The sequence below is a fragment of the Bradyrhizobium sp. B025 genome, from assembly GCF_042257955.1.
Taxonomy (GTDB): domain Bacteria; phylum Pseudomonadota; class Alphaproteobacteria; order Rhizobiales; family Xanthobacteraceae; genus Bradyrhizobium; species Bradyrhizobium diazoefficiens.
Genome location: NZ_CP170150.1, coordinates 6,417,457 through 6,432,868, shown reverse-complemented (window position 1 = coordinate 6,432,868; position 15,412 = coordinate 6,417,457). Strand labels below are relative to the sequence as shown.

Genomic DNA, 15,412 nt, shown 5'->3' with positions numbered 1-15,412 from the left:
GTGATGGATATTTTTGCCAACCTCGCCCACGGCTTCGCCGTCGCGCTCTCTCCGATCAACCTCCTGATGTGCCTGATCGGCGCCCTCGTCGGCACGCTGGTCGGCGTTCTCCCGGGCATCGGCACCATCGCGACCGTGGCGATGCTGCTGCCGATCACCTTCGGACTGCCGCCGGTCGGCGCGCTGATCATGCTCGCCGGCATCTATTACGGCGCGCAATATGGCGGCTCGACCACGTCGATCCTGGTCAACATACCCGGCGAGGCGACATCGGTCGTCACCGCCATCGACGGTCACCAGATGGCCAAGCAGGGCCGTGCCGGCCCGGCGCTGGCGATCGCGGCGATCGGCTCGTTCTTCGCCGGCTGCGTCGCGACCGTGCTCATCGCCGTGCTCGGCGCGCCGCTGACCAAGCTCGCGCTGGCGTTCGGTCCGGCCGAGTATTTCTCGCTGATGGTGCTCGGTCTGATCTTCGCGGTCGTGCTGGCCAAGGGCTCGGTGCTGAAGGCGATCGCGATGATCGTGCTCGGCCTGCTCATGTCAATGGTCGGCTCGGACATCGAGACCGGCGCCTCGCGCATGGCCTTCAACATTCCGGAGCTCGCCGACGGTCTCGGCTTTGCGACGGTAGCGATGGGCGTGTTCGGCTTTGCCGAGATCATCCGCAACCTCGACGCCGGCGCCGAGATGAACCGCGACCTCGTGCAGCAGAAGATCACCGGCCTGATGCCGACCAGGAAGGATCTGCGCGACTCCGCGCCTGCCATCCTGCGCGGCACCGTGCTCGGCTCGATCCTCGGCATCCTGCCGGGCGGCGGTGCCGTGATCGCGTCCTTTGCGGCCTATACGCTCGAGAAGAAGATCGCCAAGAACCCGTCGCGGTTCGGCCGCGGTGCGATCGAGGGCGTGGCGGCGCCGGAAAGCGCCAACAACGCGGCGGCGCAGACCTCCTTCATCCCGCTGCTCACCCTCGGCATCCCGCCGAACGCGGTGATGGCGCTGATGGTGGGCGCGATGACCATCCATGGCATCGTGCCGGGCCCGCAGGTGATGCAGAAGCAGCCGGATCTCGTCTGGGGCATGATCGCCTCGATGTGGATCGGCAACCTGATGCTGATCATCATCAACCTGCCGCTGGTCGGAATCTGGGTCCGCCTGCTGCGCGTGCCTTACCGGCTGATGTTCCCCTCGATCGTGATCTTCTGCGCGATCGGCATCTACTCGGTGAACAACGCACCGGTCGACGTCATCCTCGCCGGCGTGTTCGGTCTCGTCGGCTACTGGCTGATCAAGCACGATTTCGAGCCGGCACCGCTGCTGCTCGGCATGGTGCTCGGACCGCTGATGGAAGAGAACCTGCGCCGCGCGCTGCTGATCTCACGCGGCGACTGGAGCGTGTTCCTGACGCGTCCGTTGTCGGCGGTGCTGCTGGCGATCGCGGCGAGCCTGTTGATCCTCACGGTGCTGCCCGCGCTGCGCGCCAAGCGCGACGAGGTGTTCACCGAATCCGAGAACTGACCGCGCCGGCGCGGCGCCCTGCGTCCGCGCGCCGCATTCGGAAGTCGAATCGACTTGTGTGATGTCTTCGTGAAATGAAAATGCCGGCCCTTGTGGCCGGCATTTTTGTTTGTGTCCCAAGGAACCGACAAGGGGATCGGCATGACCTTTATTCGCGCGCTCGCGGGCGCATGTGCCGCGGCTGCCGCATCGCTGTGCGCGTTTGTCGCACCGTCTCAGGCGCAGACCTATCCGACGCGCGGCATCACCATGATCGTGCCGTTCGCGGCCGGCGGCCCGACCGACGTGATCTCCCGCATCGTCACCGCGCACATGGCGCAGACGCTGGGGCAGAGCATCGTCATCGAGAACGTGGTCGGCGCCGGCGGCACCACCGCGACCGCGCGGGCCGCACGCGCGGCCAATGACGGCTATACGCTGATCACGGGGCATATGGGCACGCATGCCGCATCCGTGCCGCTCTACCCGAAGCTCGCCTATCATCCGGAGAAAGACTTCGAGCCGATCGCGCTGCTGGCGGGCACGCCGATCCTGATCCTGGCGCGCAAGGATTTTCCGCCGAAGGACCTGAAGGAGTTCGTCGCCTACGTGAAGGGCAATGCCGAGAAGGTGAACGCGGCGCATGCCGGCGTCGGCTCGGTCTCGCACGTGTCCTGCGAGCTCTTGCACTCCATCCTCGACATCAAGCCGGTCGGCGTGCCCTTCAACGGCACCGGCCCCGCGATGAACGCGCTGGTGGCGGGGCAGGTCGACTACATGTGCGACCAGATCGTCAACGCCGTGCCACAGATCAACGCCGGCACCATCAAGGCCTATGCGATCGCAACGGCCGAGCGCAATCCGTCGCTGCCGAACGTGCCGACGACGACGGAGGCCGGCCTGCCTGCGTTCCAGGCCCAGGCCTGGAACGCGATGTTCGCAGCAAAGGGAACTTCGCCGGCCATCGTGGCGAGCCTGAACGCCGCCGCGGTCAAAGCGCTCGACGACGAGACGGTGAGGAAGCGCCTGCTCGAGCTCGGCAGCGTCATCCCGGGCCCAAAGGACCGGACGCCGGAGGCGCTCGCGACCCTCGTGAAGAACGAGATCGCGAAGTGGACCCCGGTGCTCAAGCCGGCCAGTTAACCAGCACAATCAAGCCGATAGGCGAGGGGCGGGACGCGGGTTCCGCCCCTTGTCGTTTGCACCGGAAACGCTCACTTTTTCCGGGTATAATCGGCGCAGGCAGCGAATCGCCGCTGTCGCAGCTCGGAGGTGGCCGCTAAGTTCGCGGCCTCCCCAAAGGCACACGACACATGCACCAGTATCAGGACCTGCTCGAGCGGATTCTCTCAGACGGCGCCGAGAAGACCGATCGGACCGGCACCGGCACGCTCTCGGTGTTCGGCCATCAGATGCGCTTCAATCTGTCGGCCGGCTTCCCGATGCTGACCACCAAGCGGCTGCCGCTGAAGGCGATCGTGCACGAGCTGTTGTGGTTCCTGAAGGGCGACACCAACATCAAATATCTGCGCGACAACGGCGTCACCATCTGGGACGAGTGGGCGGACGCCAATGGCGATCTCGGCCCGGTCTATGGTCATCAATGGCGTTCCTGGCCCGCGCCGGACGGACGCAGCATCGACCAGATCGCCAACGTCGTCGACATGATCAAGCGCAATCCGGACTCGCGCCGCCTGATCGTCTCGGCCTGGAATCCGGCCGAGGTCGACAAGATGGCGTTGCCGCCGTGCCATTGCCTGTTCCAGTTCTATGTCGCCAACGGCAAGCTGTCGTGCCAGCTCTATCAGCGCTCGGCCGACGTGTTCCTCGGCGTGCCCTTCAACATCGCCTCCTATGCGCTGCTCACCATGATGGTGGCGCAGGTCACGGGCCTGAAGCCCGGCGACTTCGTGCATTCGTTCGGCGACACCCATCTCTATTCCAACCATCTGGAGCAGGCGAAGCTCCAGCTCACGCGCGCACCGCGTGCGTTGCCGGTGATGCGGATCAATCCCGACGTGAAGGACATCTTCTCCTTCCGCTTCGAGGATTTCGAGCTCGTCGGCTACGATCCGCACCCGCACATCAAGGCGGAAGTCGCGGTCTGACGCAGATGTCGCTCAACATCCGCCGCGTGCGTCCCGGCGAAGCCGGGCTGGTTCTTGCCTTCATCCGTGAGCTCGCCGAATACGAAAAGCTCTCGCACGAGGTCGAGGCGACCGAGGCTGACATCGCGGACGCGCTGTTCGGCGAGCGACAACAGCTCTACTGCGCGATCGCCGAGTGGAACGGCGAGGCGGTCGGCTTTGCGGTCTGGTTCGCCAATTTCTCCACCTTCAGCGGCCGTCACGGCATCTATCTCGAGGATCTGTATGTGCGGCCGTCGCATCGGGGCAAAAGCCTCGGCAAGGCGCTGCTGGTCTATCTCGCAAAGGAATGCGTCGAGAACGGCTGGTCGCGCCTGCAATGGGCGGTGCTTGACTGGAACGCGCCGTCGATCGCGTTCTACAAGTCGCTCGGTGCCGTCATGATGGACGACTGGACGCTGTGCCGCGTCACCGGTCCTGCGCTGACGCGGCTTGCGGGGAGCTCTGTCTGATGGAGATCGTCTTCGTCGTGGCGGTCGCGGAGAATGGCGTCATCGGCGCAGGTAACGCGATTCCATGGCGGCAGAAATCCGACATGGCGCGCTTCAAGGCACTCACGATCGGCAAGCCCGTGATCATGGGCCGCAAGACCTTCGAATCCCTGCCCAGGCCGCTTCCGGGCCGCACCAACATCGTGATCACGCGCGATCCGGCTTATCGCGCCGCCGGTGCCGTCGTCACGACATCAGCCGTGGATGCGGAGGCGATTGCGCGCGGCGATGCCCTGCGGCGTTCGGTCACCGAGATCGCGGTGATCGGCGGCGCCGATATCTATCGGCAATGGTTCGGTCGTGCCGATCGGCTCGAAATCACCGAAGTGCATGCGCGCCCCGACGGCGACACGCATTTCGGCATCGACAAGGCAGAATGGGAGGAGACGGCGCGCATCCGTCATCCTGCCGGACCGAACGACAGCGCCGATTACTCCTATGTGACATATCGTCGGCGGCCGCGCCATTAACCGCATTCGCCAATGTTAACATTGACTTTTCTGCCCCCGGGCTTAGCTGCAAAGACAGCCCGGGCTGCGTTGTAAGGGACCTGCCTGTCCCCTATAAAGCCGGACCGGACAAAGCGGGCAGGGGCAATTCCACCCTGCCGAGGAGAGCGTCGAATGCCGTGGAAGAATCAGGGCGGTGGCCCATGGGGCTCGGGTCCAAAGGGACCATGGGGCTCAGGCCCGCAACCGGTCGGGCCGAGGCCTCCGGATCTGGAAGACCTTCTGCGGCGCGGCCAGGACCGCCTTCAGCAGATCATGCCGGGTGGCTATTTCTCCGGCGTCGGCATCACGCTGATCATCCTGATCATCATCGCGTTCTGGCTGCTGTCGGGCTTCTTCCGCGTGCAGTCCGAAGAGCGCGGCGTCGTGCTGCGCTTCGGCAAGCATGTCCGCACCGTGGATCCGGGCCTGAACTATCATCTGCCCTATCCGATCGAGACAGTGCTGCTGCCCAAGGCGCTGCGCGTCAACACCATCTCCATCGGCATGACGCTGATCGACGATCCGGCACGGCGCGGCCGCTCCATTCGCGACGTGCCCGAAGAGAGCCTGATGCTCACCGGTGACGAGAACATCGTCGACGTCGACTTCACCGTGCTGTGGCGCATCAAGCCCGACACCGGCGGCGTCGGCGACTTCCTCTTCAACATCCAGAACCCCGAAGGCACCGTGAAGGCGGTCGCCGAGAGCGCGATGCGCGAGGTGATTGGCCGCTCGCAGATCCAGCCGATCCTCACCGGCGCGCGCAACGTCACTGAACAGGGCGTGCAGGAACTGATCCAGAAGACTCTGGACAGCTACGGCGCCGGCATTCAGATCAGCCAGGTGCAGATGCAGAAGGTCGATCCGCCGGCGCAGGTGATCGACGCCTTCCGCGACGTGCAGGCGGCGCGCGCCAATCTCGAGCAGCTGCAGAACGAAGCACAGACCTACGCCAACCAAGTGGTGCCGCAGGCGCGCGGACGTGCGGCGCAGATCATGCAGGCCGCCGAAGGCTACAAGGAGCAGGCGGTTGCCGAGGCCAAGGGCCAGAGCTCGCGCTTCCTGAAGGTTTACGAGGAATACAAGAAGGCGCCCGAAGTGACGCGTGAACGGATCTATCTGGAGACGATGGAGCGCGTGCTCGGCGGCGCGGACAAGCTCGTCTATGACGGCGGCCCCTCGGGCCAGGGCGTTGTGCCCTATCTGCCGCTGGGCGAATTGACGACGAAGCGACCGCCCGCCGCCGGTCAGCAATCGAGCGGAGGCAGCCGATGAGGTCTCCGGTCACAGGTATCGTCACCCTCCTCGGGCTCCTGCTCGTCGTGATCGTCGGCTACATGTCGCTATTCACGGTGCAGCAGACCGAGCAGACCATCGTGCTTCAGTTCGGCAAGCCCGTCGACGTCGTCACCGATCCCGGTCTGCACTTCAAGGCGCCGTGGAATTCGGTGATCAACATCGACAAGCGGATCCTCGATCTGGAGAACCCGTCGCAGGAAGCGATCGCATCCGACCAGAAGCGGCTCGTGGTCGACGCCTTCGCGCGCTACCGCATCAAGGACGCGCTGCGCTTCTATCAGAGTGTCGGCTCGATCCAGGCTGCCAACATCCAGCTCACCACGCTCCTGAACGCGGCGCTGCGCCGCGTGCTCGGCGAGGTCACCTTCATCAACGTGGTGCGCGACGACCGCGAGAAGCTGATGCTGCGTATCCGCGACCAGCTCGATCGCGAGGCCGACGGTTACGGCATCCAGGTCGTCGACGTCCGGATTCGCCGCGCCGACCTGCCGGAGCAGAACAGCCAGGCGGTCTACCAGCGCATGAAGACGGAACGCGAGCGGGAAGCCGCCGAGTTCCGGGCGCAGGGCGGCCAGAAGGCGCAGGAGATCCGCTCCAAGGCCGACCGCGAGGCGACCGTGATCGAGGCGGAAGCCAGATCGCTGGCTGAGCAGACCCGCGGCGTCGGCGACGCCGAGCGCAACCGCCTGTTTGCGGAAGCCTACGGCAAGGATGCCGACTTCTTCGCCTTCTACCGGTCGATGACGGCCTATGAGAACGGGCTGAAGTCGAACGACACCCGCTTCCTGCTGCGGCCGGACTCGGATTTCTTCCGGTTCTTTGGTAACCCGTCCGGCAAGGCGGCGACCGCGACGCCGGCAAAGCCGTAAGCTAGACAAGGGCGGCGGCAGGTCTGGCCGCCCTTCGTCCAGACAAGAACAGCACCACGGGAGGTTCCAATCCGATGAGGTCCATTGCGTTCGCCGACTTCCTCATCGGCTTAGGCATCCTGTTCGTGCTGGAAGGCTTGATGTTCGCGGCGAGTCCGAACTGGATGCGCAAGGCCATGAAGAGCGCCATCGCCACGCCGGACAACGTCCTGCGGGCGGTCGGGATCGGTTCGGCTGTGGTCGGCCTGATCCTGATCTGGGTGATGCGGCGCCCGATTTAGGCCTCGCGCCAACGCCAAAGTGAAGGCAAGGGACCGGTTTTCGCCGTATTATCCGGGTCTTGAGGCCCGTGAAGCTCCGCGCTTGCGCCGTCCCCCCGTTCGAGCGCAGTCTTGACGCCGAATCCCTTTTTCTGGAGATCACAATGACCGCTGCCATCATTGCCCCGTCCCGCTTGCGCCATCGTGCGCGACTTGGCGTGAGAATTGGGCTGGCCGCGCTCGCCGTCAGTGCTTTCGGCGCGTTCGGCACGCCAGCTCAGGCGCGCGGACCGGAGGGCATCGCCGACGTCGCCGAGAAGGTGATCGACGCGGTCGTCAACATTTCGACCTCGCAGACCGTCGAAGCCAAGGGCGGCGGCAGCAACACCATGCCGCAACTGCCGCCCGGCTCGCCCTTCGAGGAGTTCTTCGACGACTTCTTCAAGAACCGCAGGGGTCCCGGCGGCCCCGGTGGCGGCAAGGGCGGCGACAACGGCCCGCCCCGCAAGACCAACTCGCTCGGCTCCGGCTTCATCATCGACACATCAGGCGTCGTCGTCACCAACAACCACGTCATTGCGGACGCCGACGAGATCAACGTCATCCTCAACGATGGCACCAAGATCAAGGCCGAGCTGGTCGGCGTCGACAAGAAGACCGACCTGGCCGTGTTGAAGTTCAAGCCGACGAAGCCGCTGGTCGCGGTGAAGTTCGGCGATTCCGACAAGCTGCGTCTCGGCGACTGGGTGGTCGCGATCGGCAACCCGTTCAGCCTGGGCGGCACGGTGACGGCCGGCATCGTCTCGGCCAAGAACCGCGACATCTCCTCGGGTCCCTATGACAGCTACATCCAGACCGACGCCGCCATCAACCGCGGCAATTCCGGCGGTCCGCTGTTCAATCTCGATGGCGACGTCATCGGCGTCAACACGCTGATCATCTCGCCATCCGGCGGCTCGATCGGCATCGGCTTCGCCGTGCCGTCGAAGACGGTCATGGGCGTCGTCGACCAGCTCCGCCAGTTCGGCGAATTGCGCCGCGGCTGGCTGGGGGTGCGCATCCAGAGCGTCACCGATGAGATTGCCGAGAGCCTCAACATCAAGCCGCCGCGCGGCGCGCTGGTTGCCGGCGTCGACGACAAGGGCCCGGCCAAGCCGGCCGGCATCGAGCCCGGCGACGTCGTCGTCAAGTTCGACGGCAAGGACGTCAAGGACCCGAAGGATCTCTCCCGCGTCGTCGCCGACACAGCGGTCGGCAAGGAGGTCGACGTCATCATCATCCGCAAGGGCCAGGAGGAGACCAAGAAGGTCACGCTCGGCCGCCTCCAGGATCCCGACAAGGTGCAGGCCGCGGTGAAGACCGACGAGCCCGCGCCGGAGAAGCCGGTGACCCAGAAGGCGCTCGGCCTCGATCTCGCCGTGCTGAACAAGGACCTGCGTACGCGCTACAAGATCAAGGACAGCGTCAAGGGCGTGGTCGTCACCAATGTCGACGCCAATTCCGACGCCGCCGAGAAGCGCCTGTCCGCCGGCGACGTCATCGTCGAGGTGGCACAGGAGGTCGTCTCCAGCGGCGCCGACATCCAGAAGCGGGTCGACCAGCTCAAGAAGGACGGCAAGAAGTCGGTGCTGCTGCTGGTCTCCAACGCCGACGGCGAGCTGCGGTTCGTGGCGCTGAGCGTGCAGTAAGGGGCGATACGCCCCGCACTCAACTGTCATGCCCCCGCGAAGGCGGGGCATCCAGTACGCCGCGGCCTCTCGGTTCTAGCCGCACTGTCTCTGGAATACTGGATCGCCCGCCTTCGCGGGCGATGACAGCGGGGAGGAGGCTACCCCTCCACAAACTCCTCGCGCCGATACCCCTGCGCATAGAGCAGCGCGGTGAGATCGCCGTGGTCGATCTTTGCAGCAGCCGCAGCGGCCACCGCCGGCTTGGCATGATAGGCCACGCCCAGTCCCGCCGCCTGGATCATCGCCAGATCATTCGCGCCGTCGCCGACCACGACCGAGTCGACGTCGTCGAGATCGAACGACTCCATCAGATCCACCAGCGTCGCGAGCTTGGCGGCGCGGCCCAGGATCGGCTCCTTGACCTCGCCGGTGAACTTGCCGTCGCGCACGATCAGCTCGTTGGCGCGGTTCTCCTGGAAACCGATCCTGGCGGCGACCGCGCTCGTGAACAGCGTGAAGCCGCCGGAGACGAGGCAGGTATAGGCGCCGTGCGCCCGCATGGTCGCGACCAGTGTGCGGCCGCCCGGCGTCAGCGTGATGCGCTTTTCCAGCACCTCGTCGACGACACTGGCGGGAAGGTCCTTCAGAAGCGCAACGCGCTCGCGCAGCGCCGGCTCGAACTCGATCTCGCCGCGCATTGCGCGTTCGGTGATGGCGGCGACATGGGCCTTCATCCCGACGAGATCTGCGAGCTCGTCGATGCATTCCTGGCCGATCATGGTGGAATCCATGTCGGCGAGAAAAAGCTTCTTGCGCCGGACGCCGGCTGGCTGCACGACGATGTCGATCGGCAGGTCGCCGCGAAGCTCGCGCAACCGCTGTTCGATGGCGTGACGGTCGCCTTCGAGGTTACTGTCGGCGCCGAAGGGAATATCGACCGCAACCCCGTCGAACAGCCAGTGCGCGGGCGCCGCCTGAGGCAGCACGGCGCGGGCGCCGTCGACGATGGTAGAGTCGAGCGCGGGACTATCGGGATTGCAGATCAGCGTGGCGACCAGGGACATTTGAGGTTTTCGTGAGCGAGGGGCAAGTCGGCAGAAGGCCTATTGGCAAGGCCGTGCTTATCGCAGGCCCGACCGCCAGCGGCAAGTCGGCGCTGGCGCTCGAGCTGGCGCTCGCCGCCGGCGGCGTCGTCATTAATGCCGATTCCATGCAGGTCTACCGCGACCTGCGCATCATCACGGCGCGCCCCACACGGGCAGACGAGGCGCTCGTGCCGCATCACCTCTACGGCCATGTCGATGCCGCCGTGAATTTCTCGGCCGGTGCCTGGGTGAGCGATGCAGCCAAGGCGCTCGAAGGGGCGCGAGCCGAAGGCCGCCTGCCGATCTTCATCGGCGGCACCGGACTTTATTTCAAGGCGCTGACCGCGGGCCTCTCTGTGGTGCCGCCGATCCCTGCCGAGGTGCGCGAAGACGTGCGCGCGCGGCTGGAGCGGAACGGCGTCGAGGCGCTGCATGCGGAACTCGCGGCCCGCGATCCGCGTGCGGCCGGGCGATTGAACCTGCGTGACCGCACGCGGATCGCGCGCGCGCTCGAAGTGATCGAGGCGACCGGGCGCTCGCTGCTGGACTGGCACCAGGAGGGCCAGCCGCCGCTGTTGCCCAGGGACAGTTTTCACGCGGTATTTCTCGCCCCCGGACGCGACGAGCTCTATGCCCGCATCGATGCCCGCTTTGACGCCATGCTCGGCGCCGGCGCCTTGAGGGAGGTCGAGCGCCTCGCCGCCCGGCAGCTCGATCCGCTGCTGCCGGCGATGAAGGCCCATGGCGTGCCGGCCCTGATCCGGCATTTGCGCGGTGAGCTCAGCCTGGACGAGGCGGCCACGATCGGCCGCGCCGACACCCGCCATTACGCCAAACGGCAATTCACCTGGTTCCGGCACCAATTGCCGGAGTTCGAATGGGTGAAGCCGGAGGAGGCGAGGGGCTGGCTCGCGGCGATCGCGAATGCGGCGCAGGACGAGGGTTGAGGCCTCCTATGCGCTGTCATTCCGGGGCTCGCAAAGCGAGAACCCGGAATCTCGGGATTCCGGGTCTGGTCCTGCGGACCATCCCGGAATGACGGCGTAGGCGACGTGCTTTTGCGCCGGGTTCCCCGAATTTACCTCTCGCCGAACCCCGGGAACACCGCTACACTGCCAAAATCGCGCGGGGACGGCCGCATCGCCTTGACATCCGAGCTTTGGCCGCTATGTTTCGCGCAACCTTTGGGAAGCCGGGCGCCTGCCATGCGTAACATTATTACCAAACTCCTTATCGCCGTCGTACCCAGGCACACCGCCGGGGATGGCTAGCTGCCATCCACATGACAGGCGGTGTGCATGGGCCCTCTTCGGGGCCTTTTTTATTTCCCGAACCCGACACGAATGAAGCCGCTGGCAACAGCGCATCCGGAGCAAGCCAATGAGCGACAAGAGCCACGATCCGAACCAGATGACCGGCGCCGCGATGATCGTTCGCGCGCTCATCGATCACGGCGTGACCGACATCTTCGGCTATCCCGGCGGCGCGGTGCTTCCGATCTATGACGAGATCTTCCAGCAGAGCGAGGTCCAGCACATCCTGGTCCGCCACGAGCAGGGCGCGGGCCACGCCGCCGAGGGCTATGCGCGCTCGACCGGCAAGCCAGGCGTTGCGCTGGTGACCTCCGGTCCCGGCGCCACCAACATGGTGACGCCGCTGACCGACGCGCTGATGGACTCGATTCCGCTGGTCTGCATCTCCGGCCAGGTGCCGACGCATCTGATCGGCAACGATGCGTTCCAGGAATGCGACACGGTCGGCATCACGCGTCCCTGCACCAAGCACAACTGGCTGGTGCGCGACGTCAACGACCTTGCAAAGGTCCTGCACGAGGCGTTCTACGTTGCGACCACGGGCCGTCCGGGCCCGGTGCTGGTCGACGTGCCCAAGGACGTGCAGTTCGCGACCGGCACCTATCATCCGCCGCGCAAGTCCGACGTTCACCGCTCCTACGCGCCGCGCGTGAAGGGCGATGCGACGCAGATCCGCAAGGCCGTCTCGCTGCTCGCGAACGCCAAGCGTCCCGTGATCTACAGCGGCGGCGGCGTGATCAATTCCGGCCCGGAGGCGACCAAGCTGCTGCGCGAGCTGGTCGAGGTCACCGGTTTTCCGATCACCTCGACGCTGATGGGCTTGGGCGCGTATCCGGCGTCGGGCAAGAACTGGCTTGGCATGCTCGGCATGCACGGCACCTATGAGGCCAACATGACGATGCATGATTGCGACGTCATGCTGTGCGTCGGCGCGCGCTTCGACGACCGCATCACCGGCCGTGTCGACGCGTTCTCGCCGGGCTCGAAGAAGATCCACATCGACATCGACCCGTCCTCGATCAACAAGAACATCCGTGTCGACGTGCCGATCATCGGCGATTGCGGCAACATCCTCGGCGACATCCTCCAGGTGTTCAAGGCGGAGGCGAAGAAGCCGGACGTCAAGGCGTGGTGGCAGCAGATCGCGCAGTGGCGCGCCCGCAACTCGCTCTATTACAAGAAGAGCAACGACATCATCCTGCCGCAGCACGCGATCCAGAGCCTGTTCGAGGCGACGCGCGGCCGGGATACCTACATCACGACCGAGGTCGGCCAGCACCAGATGTGGGCGGCGCAGTTCTACGGCTTCGAGGAGCCGCATCGCTGGATGACGTCGGGTGGGCTCGGCACCATGGGCTACGGCCTGCCCGCCGCGGTCGGCGTGCAGGTGGCGCACCCGGACAGCCTCGTCATCGACATCGCAGGCGATGCCTCGGTGCAGATGACGATCCAGGAGATGTCGACGGCGGTCCAGTACGAGCTGCCGATCAAGATCTTCATCCTGAACAACCAGTACATGGGCATGGTGCGGCAGTGGCAGCAGCTGCTGCACGGCAACCGCCTGTCGCATTCCTACTCGGAGGCGCTGCCGGATTTCGTCAAGCTCGCGGAAGCCTATGGCGGCGTCGGCATCCAGGTCCACAAGCCTTCAGATCTCGACGGCGCCATCCAGGAGATGATCTCGGTCAAGCGCCCGGTGCTGTTCGACTGCCGCGTCGCTGCGCTCGAAAACTGCTTCCCGATGATCCCCTCCGGCAAGGCGCACAACGAGATGCTGTTGCCGGAGCAGGCGAACGACGAGGCCACGGCCAAGGCGTTCGCGGGCGGCAAGGCGCTGGTGTGAGCTGGTAGGGCGATGACGCAGCAGCGACGAGCGGTCTCCCTTCGCCTCTCCCCGCTTGCGGGGAGAGGCCGGATTGCGCGTGAGCGCAATCCGGGTGAGGGGGAGTCTCCGCGAGTCAAATTCTCACCGTCCGCGCAGAGACTCCCCCTCACCCCAACCCTCTCCCCGCAAGCGAGGCGAGGGAGCAGATCATTTGCGGGGCTACCATGTTCGACCTGAAGGAGCTCGAGCGCGCACATGCGATCGTGGGGCAGGCGGTGCCGGCGACGCCGGCGCATGCCTGGCCGCTGCTCGCCGAGCGGCTGGGCACGCGCGTCGTCGTCAAGCACGAGAACCACACGCCGATCGGGGCCTTCAAGGTGCGCGGCGGGCTGGTGTATCTCGAACGGCTGAAGCGCGAGCGGCCGAACATTCCGGGCATCATCTCGGCGACGCGCGGCAATCACGGCCAGAGCCTGGCGTTCGCGGCGAGCCGCCACGGCGTGCCTGCGGTGATCTATGTGCCGCGCGGCAACTCGGTCGAGAAGAACCGGGCGATGAAGGCCTTTGGCGCCGAACTCGTCGAGCATGGCGAGGATTTTCAAGCGGCCGCCGAGGAGGCGCAACGGCGCGCCCAATTTACCGGCCTGCACATGGTGCCGTCGTTCCATCCGGATCTCGTGCTCGGCGTCGCCACCTATGCGCTCGAACTGTTCCGGACGGCGCCAGATCTCGATGTTCTCTATGTGCCGATCGGGCAGGGCTCCGGCATCTCCGGCTGCATCATGGCACGCGACCTCCTGGGCCTGAAGACCGAGATCGTCGGCGTGCAGTCGACCGAAGCGCCGTCCTATGCGCTGTCGTTCGCGGCCGGCAAGATCGTGACGACGAAGACCAGCAACACGCTGGCCGACGGCATGGCAACGCGCATTCCCGACGCAGACGCGTTCGCGCTGATCCGGAAGGGCGCCTCGCGCATCGTGCAGGTCACCGACGACGAGGTCGCCGCCGCGATCCGCGCCTACTGGACTGATACGCACAATCTCGCCGAAGGCGCCGGTGCCGCCGCGCTCGCCGCGGCGCTTCAGGAAAAGACAAAACTGTCAGGCAAGCGCGTCGGTCTCGTGCTGTCCGGCGGCAATATCGATTTCGACCTGTTCCGCAGTTGGATCGGGGCAGAGGCGCCAGCGATGGCGTGACGGAGAGACAAGAGGGGACGACAATGAACCAGCCCGCATCCGCCTATTTCATCGAGGATCGCCACGATCCCAACGAGACGCATACGCTTTCGGTGCTCGTGCAGAACGAGCCCGGCGTGCTCGCGCGCGTCATCGGCCTGTTCTCCGGGCGCGGCTACAATATCGAGAGCCTCACGGTCTCGGAGACCGAGGCGCAGAAGCATCTGTCGCGCATCACCATCGTCACCACGGGCACGCCGATGGTGATCGAGCAGATCAAGCACCAGCTCGACCGCATGATCCCGGTCTACCGCGTTGTCGACATGACCCAGACCAAGCGCTCGATCGAGCGCGAACTGGCGATGGTGAAGGTGCGCGGGCAGGGCGAGCACAGGGTCGAGGCGCTGCGCCTGGCGGATGCGTTCCGCGCCCGCGTGATCGACGCCACCACCGAGAGCTTTGTGTTCGAGATCACAGGCAATACGGACAAGATCAATCAATATATCGACCTGATGCGCCCGCTCGGCCTTGTCGAGGTGTCGCGCACGGGCGTTGCCGCGATCGGCCGCGGGCCTGAAGGGATGTGAACCATGCTGGCGCGCGACTGGTACTACAACGAGCGGAACCGGATGGGCATCGAGCCCGCGGTGGCGTCGATCTACGACAGCCACGACGATGCCGATCTGCGGGCGCGCGCCGCCCTGAAAATGCTCGGTGTCCAGCGCGGCTGGCGCATCGCCGACATCGGCTGCGGCAACGGCGTGCTCGCCACCGAAGCTGCGCTGATGGGCGCCGAGGTCGATGCCATCGACATCTCGCCGGCGATGCTGGCGCTCGCCGAGATCTATGCCCGGGACCGCAAGGCGCCCGTGCGCACGCAGTCGGCCGGCCTGCTCAGCTTCGCCTACCGGCCGGAATCCTACGATCTGATCGTCAGCGAGTTCACGCTGCATCATCTGCCGGATTTCTGGAAGGTGGTGGCGATGTCGCGGATCTTCCGCGCGCTGAAGCCGGGGGCGAGCTTCTATCTGCGCGACATCGTCTATGCCTCGATGCCCGACGCGGTCGAGCGCGACGTCGAGCAGTGGGCAGAATTCCAGATCAAGAACCACGATTTCTCGCGCGAGGGCGTGGTCACGCATATGCGCGACGAATATTCCACCTTCGGCTGGGTGATGGAGCGGATGCTGACCGATGTCGGCTTCACGCTGGTCTCGGCCGACTATCACGCGCCGATGCACGGCACTTATCTGCTGCGGAAACCCAATCCTTCCACGTAAAGGCCGGCGA

15 protein-coding genes are annotated in these 15,412 nt (G+C 65.5%); 14 read left to right on the top strand and 1 reads right to left on the bottom strand.

Annotated elements, in window-relative coordinates:
- Positions 1–3: 3 nt before the first annotated feature.
- From ACE10W_RS30275 to ACE10W_RS30235, 9 genes are all read left to right on the top strand, one after another.
- Positions 4–1,518 (top strand): tripartite tricarboxylate transporter permease, encoded by a 1,515-nt coding sequence (locus ACE10W_RS30275; RefSeq protein ID WP_027544749.1) that lies wholly within the window; start codon positions 4–6, stop codon positions 1,516–1,518.
- 141 nt (positions 1,519–1,659) lie between these two features.
- A complete protein-coding gene (locus ACE10W_RS30270; protein ID WP_375762266.1) occupies positions 1,660–2,640 on the top strand; it encodes a tripartite tricarboxylate transporter substrate binding protein BugD in 981 nt (326 codons plus the stop codon).
- 170 nt (positions 2,641–2,810) lie between these two features.
- Positions 2,811–3,605, top strand: coding sequence for a thymidylate synthase (locus ACE10W_RS30265; protein ID WP_011089252.1), 795 nt, complete (start codon positions 2,811–2,813; stop codon positions 3,603–3,605).
- Between the two features lie 5 nt (positions 3,606–3,610).
- A complete protein-coding gene (locus tag ACE10W_RS30260; protein ID WP_375762265.1) occupies positions 3,611–4,096 on the top strand; it encodes a GNAT family N-acetyltransferase in 486 nt (161 codons plus the stop codon).
- Positions 4,096–4,605: a dihydrofolate reductase gene (locus ACE10W_RS30255; protein WP_375762264.1), complete on the top strand. Its 510-nt coding sequence runs from the start codon at positions 4,096–4,098 to the stop codon at positions 4,603–4,605. Before ACE10W_RS30260 ends, ACE10W_RS30255 begins: the two co-directional genes overlap by 1 nt.
- Before the next feature lie 153 nt (positions 4,606–4,758).
- Entirely contained in the window at positions 4,759–5,901 is a 1,143-nt protein-coding gene (gene hflK / locus ACE10W_RS30250; RefSeq protein ID WP_011089249.1) for an FtsH protease activity modulator HflK, read from the top strand.
- Positions 5,898–6,794 (top strand): protease modulator HflC, encoded by an 897-nt coding sequence (hflC, locus tag ACE10W_RS30245; RefSeq protein WP_011089248.1) that lies wholly within the window; start codon positions 5,898–5,900, stop codon positions 6,792–6,794. Before hflK ends, hflC begins: the two co-directional genes overlap by 4 nt.
- Before the next feature lie 74 nt (positions 6,795–6,868).
- Positions 6,869–7,075, top strand: coding sequence for a DUF2065 domain-containing protein (locus ACE10W_RS30240; protein ID WP_011089247.1), 207 nt, complete (start codon positions 6,869–6,871; stop codon positions 7,073–7,075).
- A 143-nt stretch (positions 7,076–7,218) separates the two neighbouring features.
- Complete coding sequence (locus ACE10W_RS30235) at positions 7,219–8,742, top strand: Do family serine endopeptidase (RefSeq protein ID WP_011089246.1); 1,524 nt, start codon at positions 7,219–7,221, stop codon at positions 8,740–8,742.
- Between the two features lie 140 nt (positions 8,743–8,882).
- On the opposite strand, the gene serB is transcribed toward ACE10W_RS30235, so the two are convergent.
- Complete coding sequence (serB, locus tag ACE10W_RS30230) at positions 8,883–9,788, bottom strand: phosphoserine phosphatase SerB (RefSeq protein WP_060908559.1); 906 nt, start codon at positions 9,786–9,788, stop codon at positions 8,883–8,885.
- An 11-nt stretch (positions 9,789–9,799) separates the two neighbouring features.
- Between serB and miaA the strand changes: the two genes are divergently transcribed.
- From miaA to ACE10W_RS30205, 5 genes are all read left to right on the top strand, one after another.
- Positions 9,800–10,756, top strand: a complete 957-nt coding sequence (gene miaA / locus ACE10W_RS30225) for a tRNA (adenosine(37)-N6)-dimethylallyltransferase MiaA (protein WP_271551293.1) — start codon at positions 9,800–9,802, stop codon at positions 10,754–10,756.
- A gap of 433 nt (positions 10,757–11,189) precedes the next feature.
- Positions 11,190–12,965, top strand: coding sequence for an acetolactate synthase 3 large subunit (locus tag ACE10W_RS30220; protein WP_011089243.1), 1,776 nt, complete (start codon positions 11,190–11,192; stop codon positions 12,963–12,965).
- Positions 12,966–13,171: 206 nt separating this feature from the next.
- Positions 13,172–14,143, top strand: a complete 972-nt coding sequence (locus ACE10W_RS30215) for a threonine dehydratase (protein ID WP_182872360.1) — start codon at positions 13,172–13,174, stop codon at positions 14,141–14,143.
- 23 nt (positions 14,144–14,166) lie between these two features.
- Positions 14,167–14,709: an acetolactate synthase small subunit gene (gene ilvN / locus ACE10W_RS30210; RefSeq protein ID WP_011089241.1), complete on the top strand. Its 543-nt coding sequence runs from the start codon at positions 14,167–14,169 to the stop codon at positions 14,707–14,709.
- A gap of 3 nt (positions 14,710–14,712) precedes the next feature.
- Entirely contained in the window at positions 14,713–15,402 is a 690-nt protein-coding gene (locus ACE10W_RS30205) for a class I SAM-dependent methyltransferase (RefSeq protein ID WP_375762263.1), read from the top strand.
- Positions 15,403–15,412: the final 10 nt, after the last annotated feature.

What these genes read in the sequence shown, in the direction of transcription:
- ACE10W_RS30275 (WP_027544749.1), top strand. Translation starts at nt 4, where the DNA reads ATGGATATTTTTGCCAACCTCGCCCACGGCTTCGCCGTCGCGCTCTCT.
- ACE10W_RS30270 (WP_375762266.1), top strand. Translation starts at nt 1,660, where the DNA reads ATGACCTTTATTCGCGCGCTCGCGGGCGCATGTGCCGCGGCTGCCGCA.
- ACE10W_RS30265 (WP_011089252.1), top strand. Translation starts at nt 2,811, where the DNA reads ATGCACCAGTATCAGGACCTGCTCGAGCGGATTCTCTCAGACGGCGCC.
- ACE10W_RS30260 (WP_375762265.1), top strand. Translation starts at nt 3,611, where the DNA reads ATGTCGCTCAACATCCGCCGCGTGCGTCCCGGCGAAGCCGGGCTGGTT.
- ACE10W_RS30255 (WP_375762264.1), top strand. Translation starts at nt 4,096, where the DNA reads ATGGAGATCGTCTTCGTCGTGGCGGTCGCGGAGAATGGCGTCATCGGC.
- hflK (WP_011089249.1), top strand. Translation starts at nt 4,759, where the DNA reads ATGCCGTGGAAGAATCAGGGCGGTGGCCCATGGGGCTCGGGTCCAAAG.
- hflC (WP_011089248.1), top strand. Translation starts at nt 5,898, where the DNA reads ATGAGGTCTCCGGTCACAGGTATCGTCACCCTCCTCGGGCTCCTGCTC.
- ACE10W_RS30240 (WP_011089247.1), top strand. Translation starts at nt 6,869, where the DNA reads ATGAGGTCCATTGCGTTCGCCGACTTCCTCATCGGCTTAGGCATCCTG.
- ACE10W_RS30235 (WP_011089246.1), top strand. Translation starts at nt 7,219, where the DNA reads ATGACCGCTGCCATCATTGCCCCGTCCCGCTTGCGCCATCGTGCGCGA.
- serB (WP_060908559.1), bottom strand. Translation starts at nt 9,788, where the DNA reads ATGTCCCTGGTCGCCACGCTGATCTGCAATCCCGATAGTCCCGCGCTC.
- ACE10W_RS30220 (WP_011089243.1), top strand. Translation starts at nt 11,190, where the DNA reads ATGAGCGACAAGAGCCACGATCCGAACCAGATGACCGGCGCCGCGATG.
- ACE10W_RS30215 (WP_182872360.1), top strand. Translation starts at nt 13,172, where the DNA reads ATGTTCGACCTGAAGGAGCTCGAGCGCGCACATGCGATCGTGGGGCAG.
- ilvN (WP_011089241.1), top strand. Translation starts at nt 14,167, where the DNA reads ATGAACCAGCCCGCATCCGCCTATTTCATCGAGGATCGCCACGATCCC.
- ACE10W_RS30205 (WP_375762263.1), top strand. Translation starts at nt 14,713, where the DNA reads ATGCTGGCGCGCGACTGGTACTACAACGAGCGGAACCGGATGGGCATC.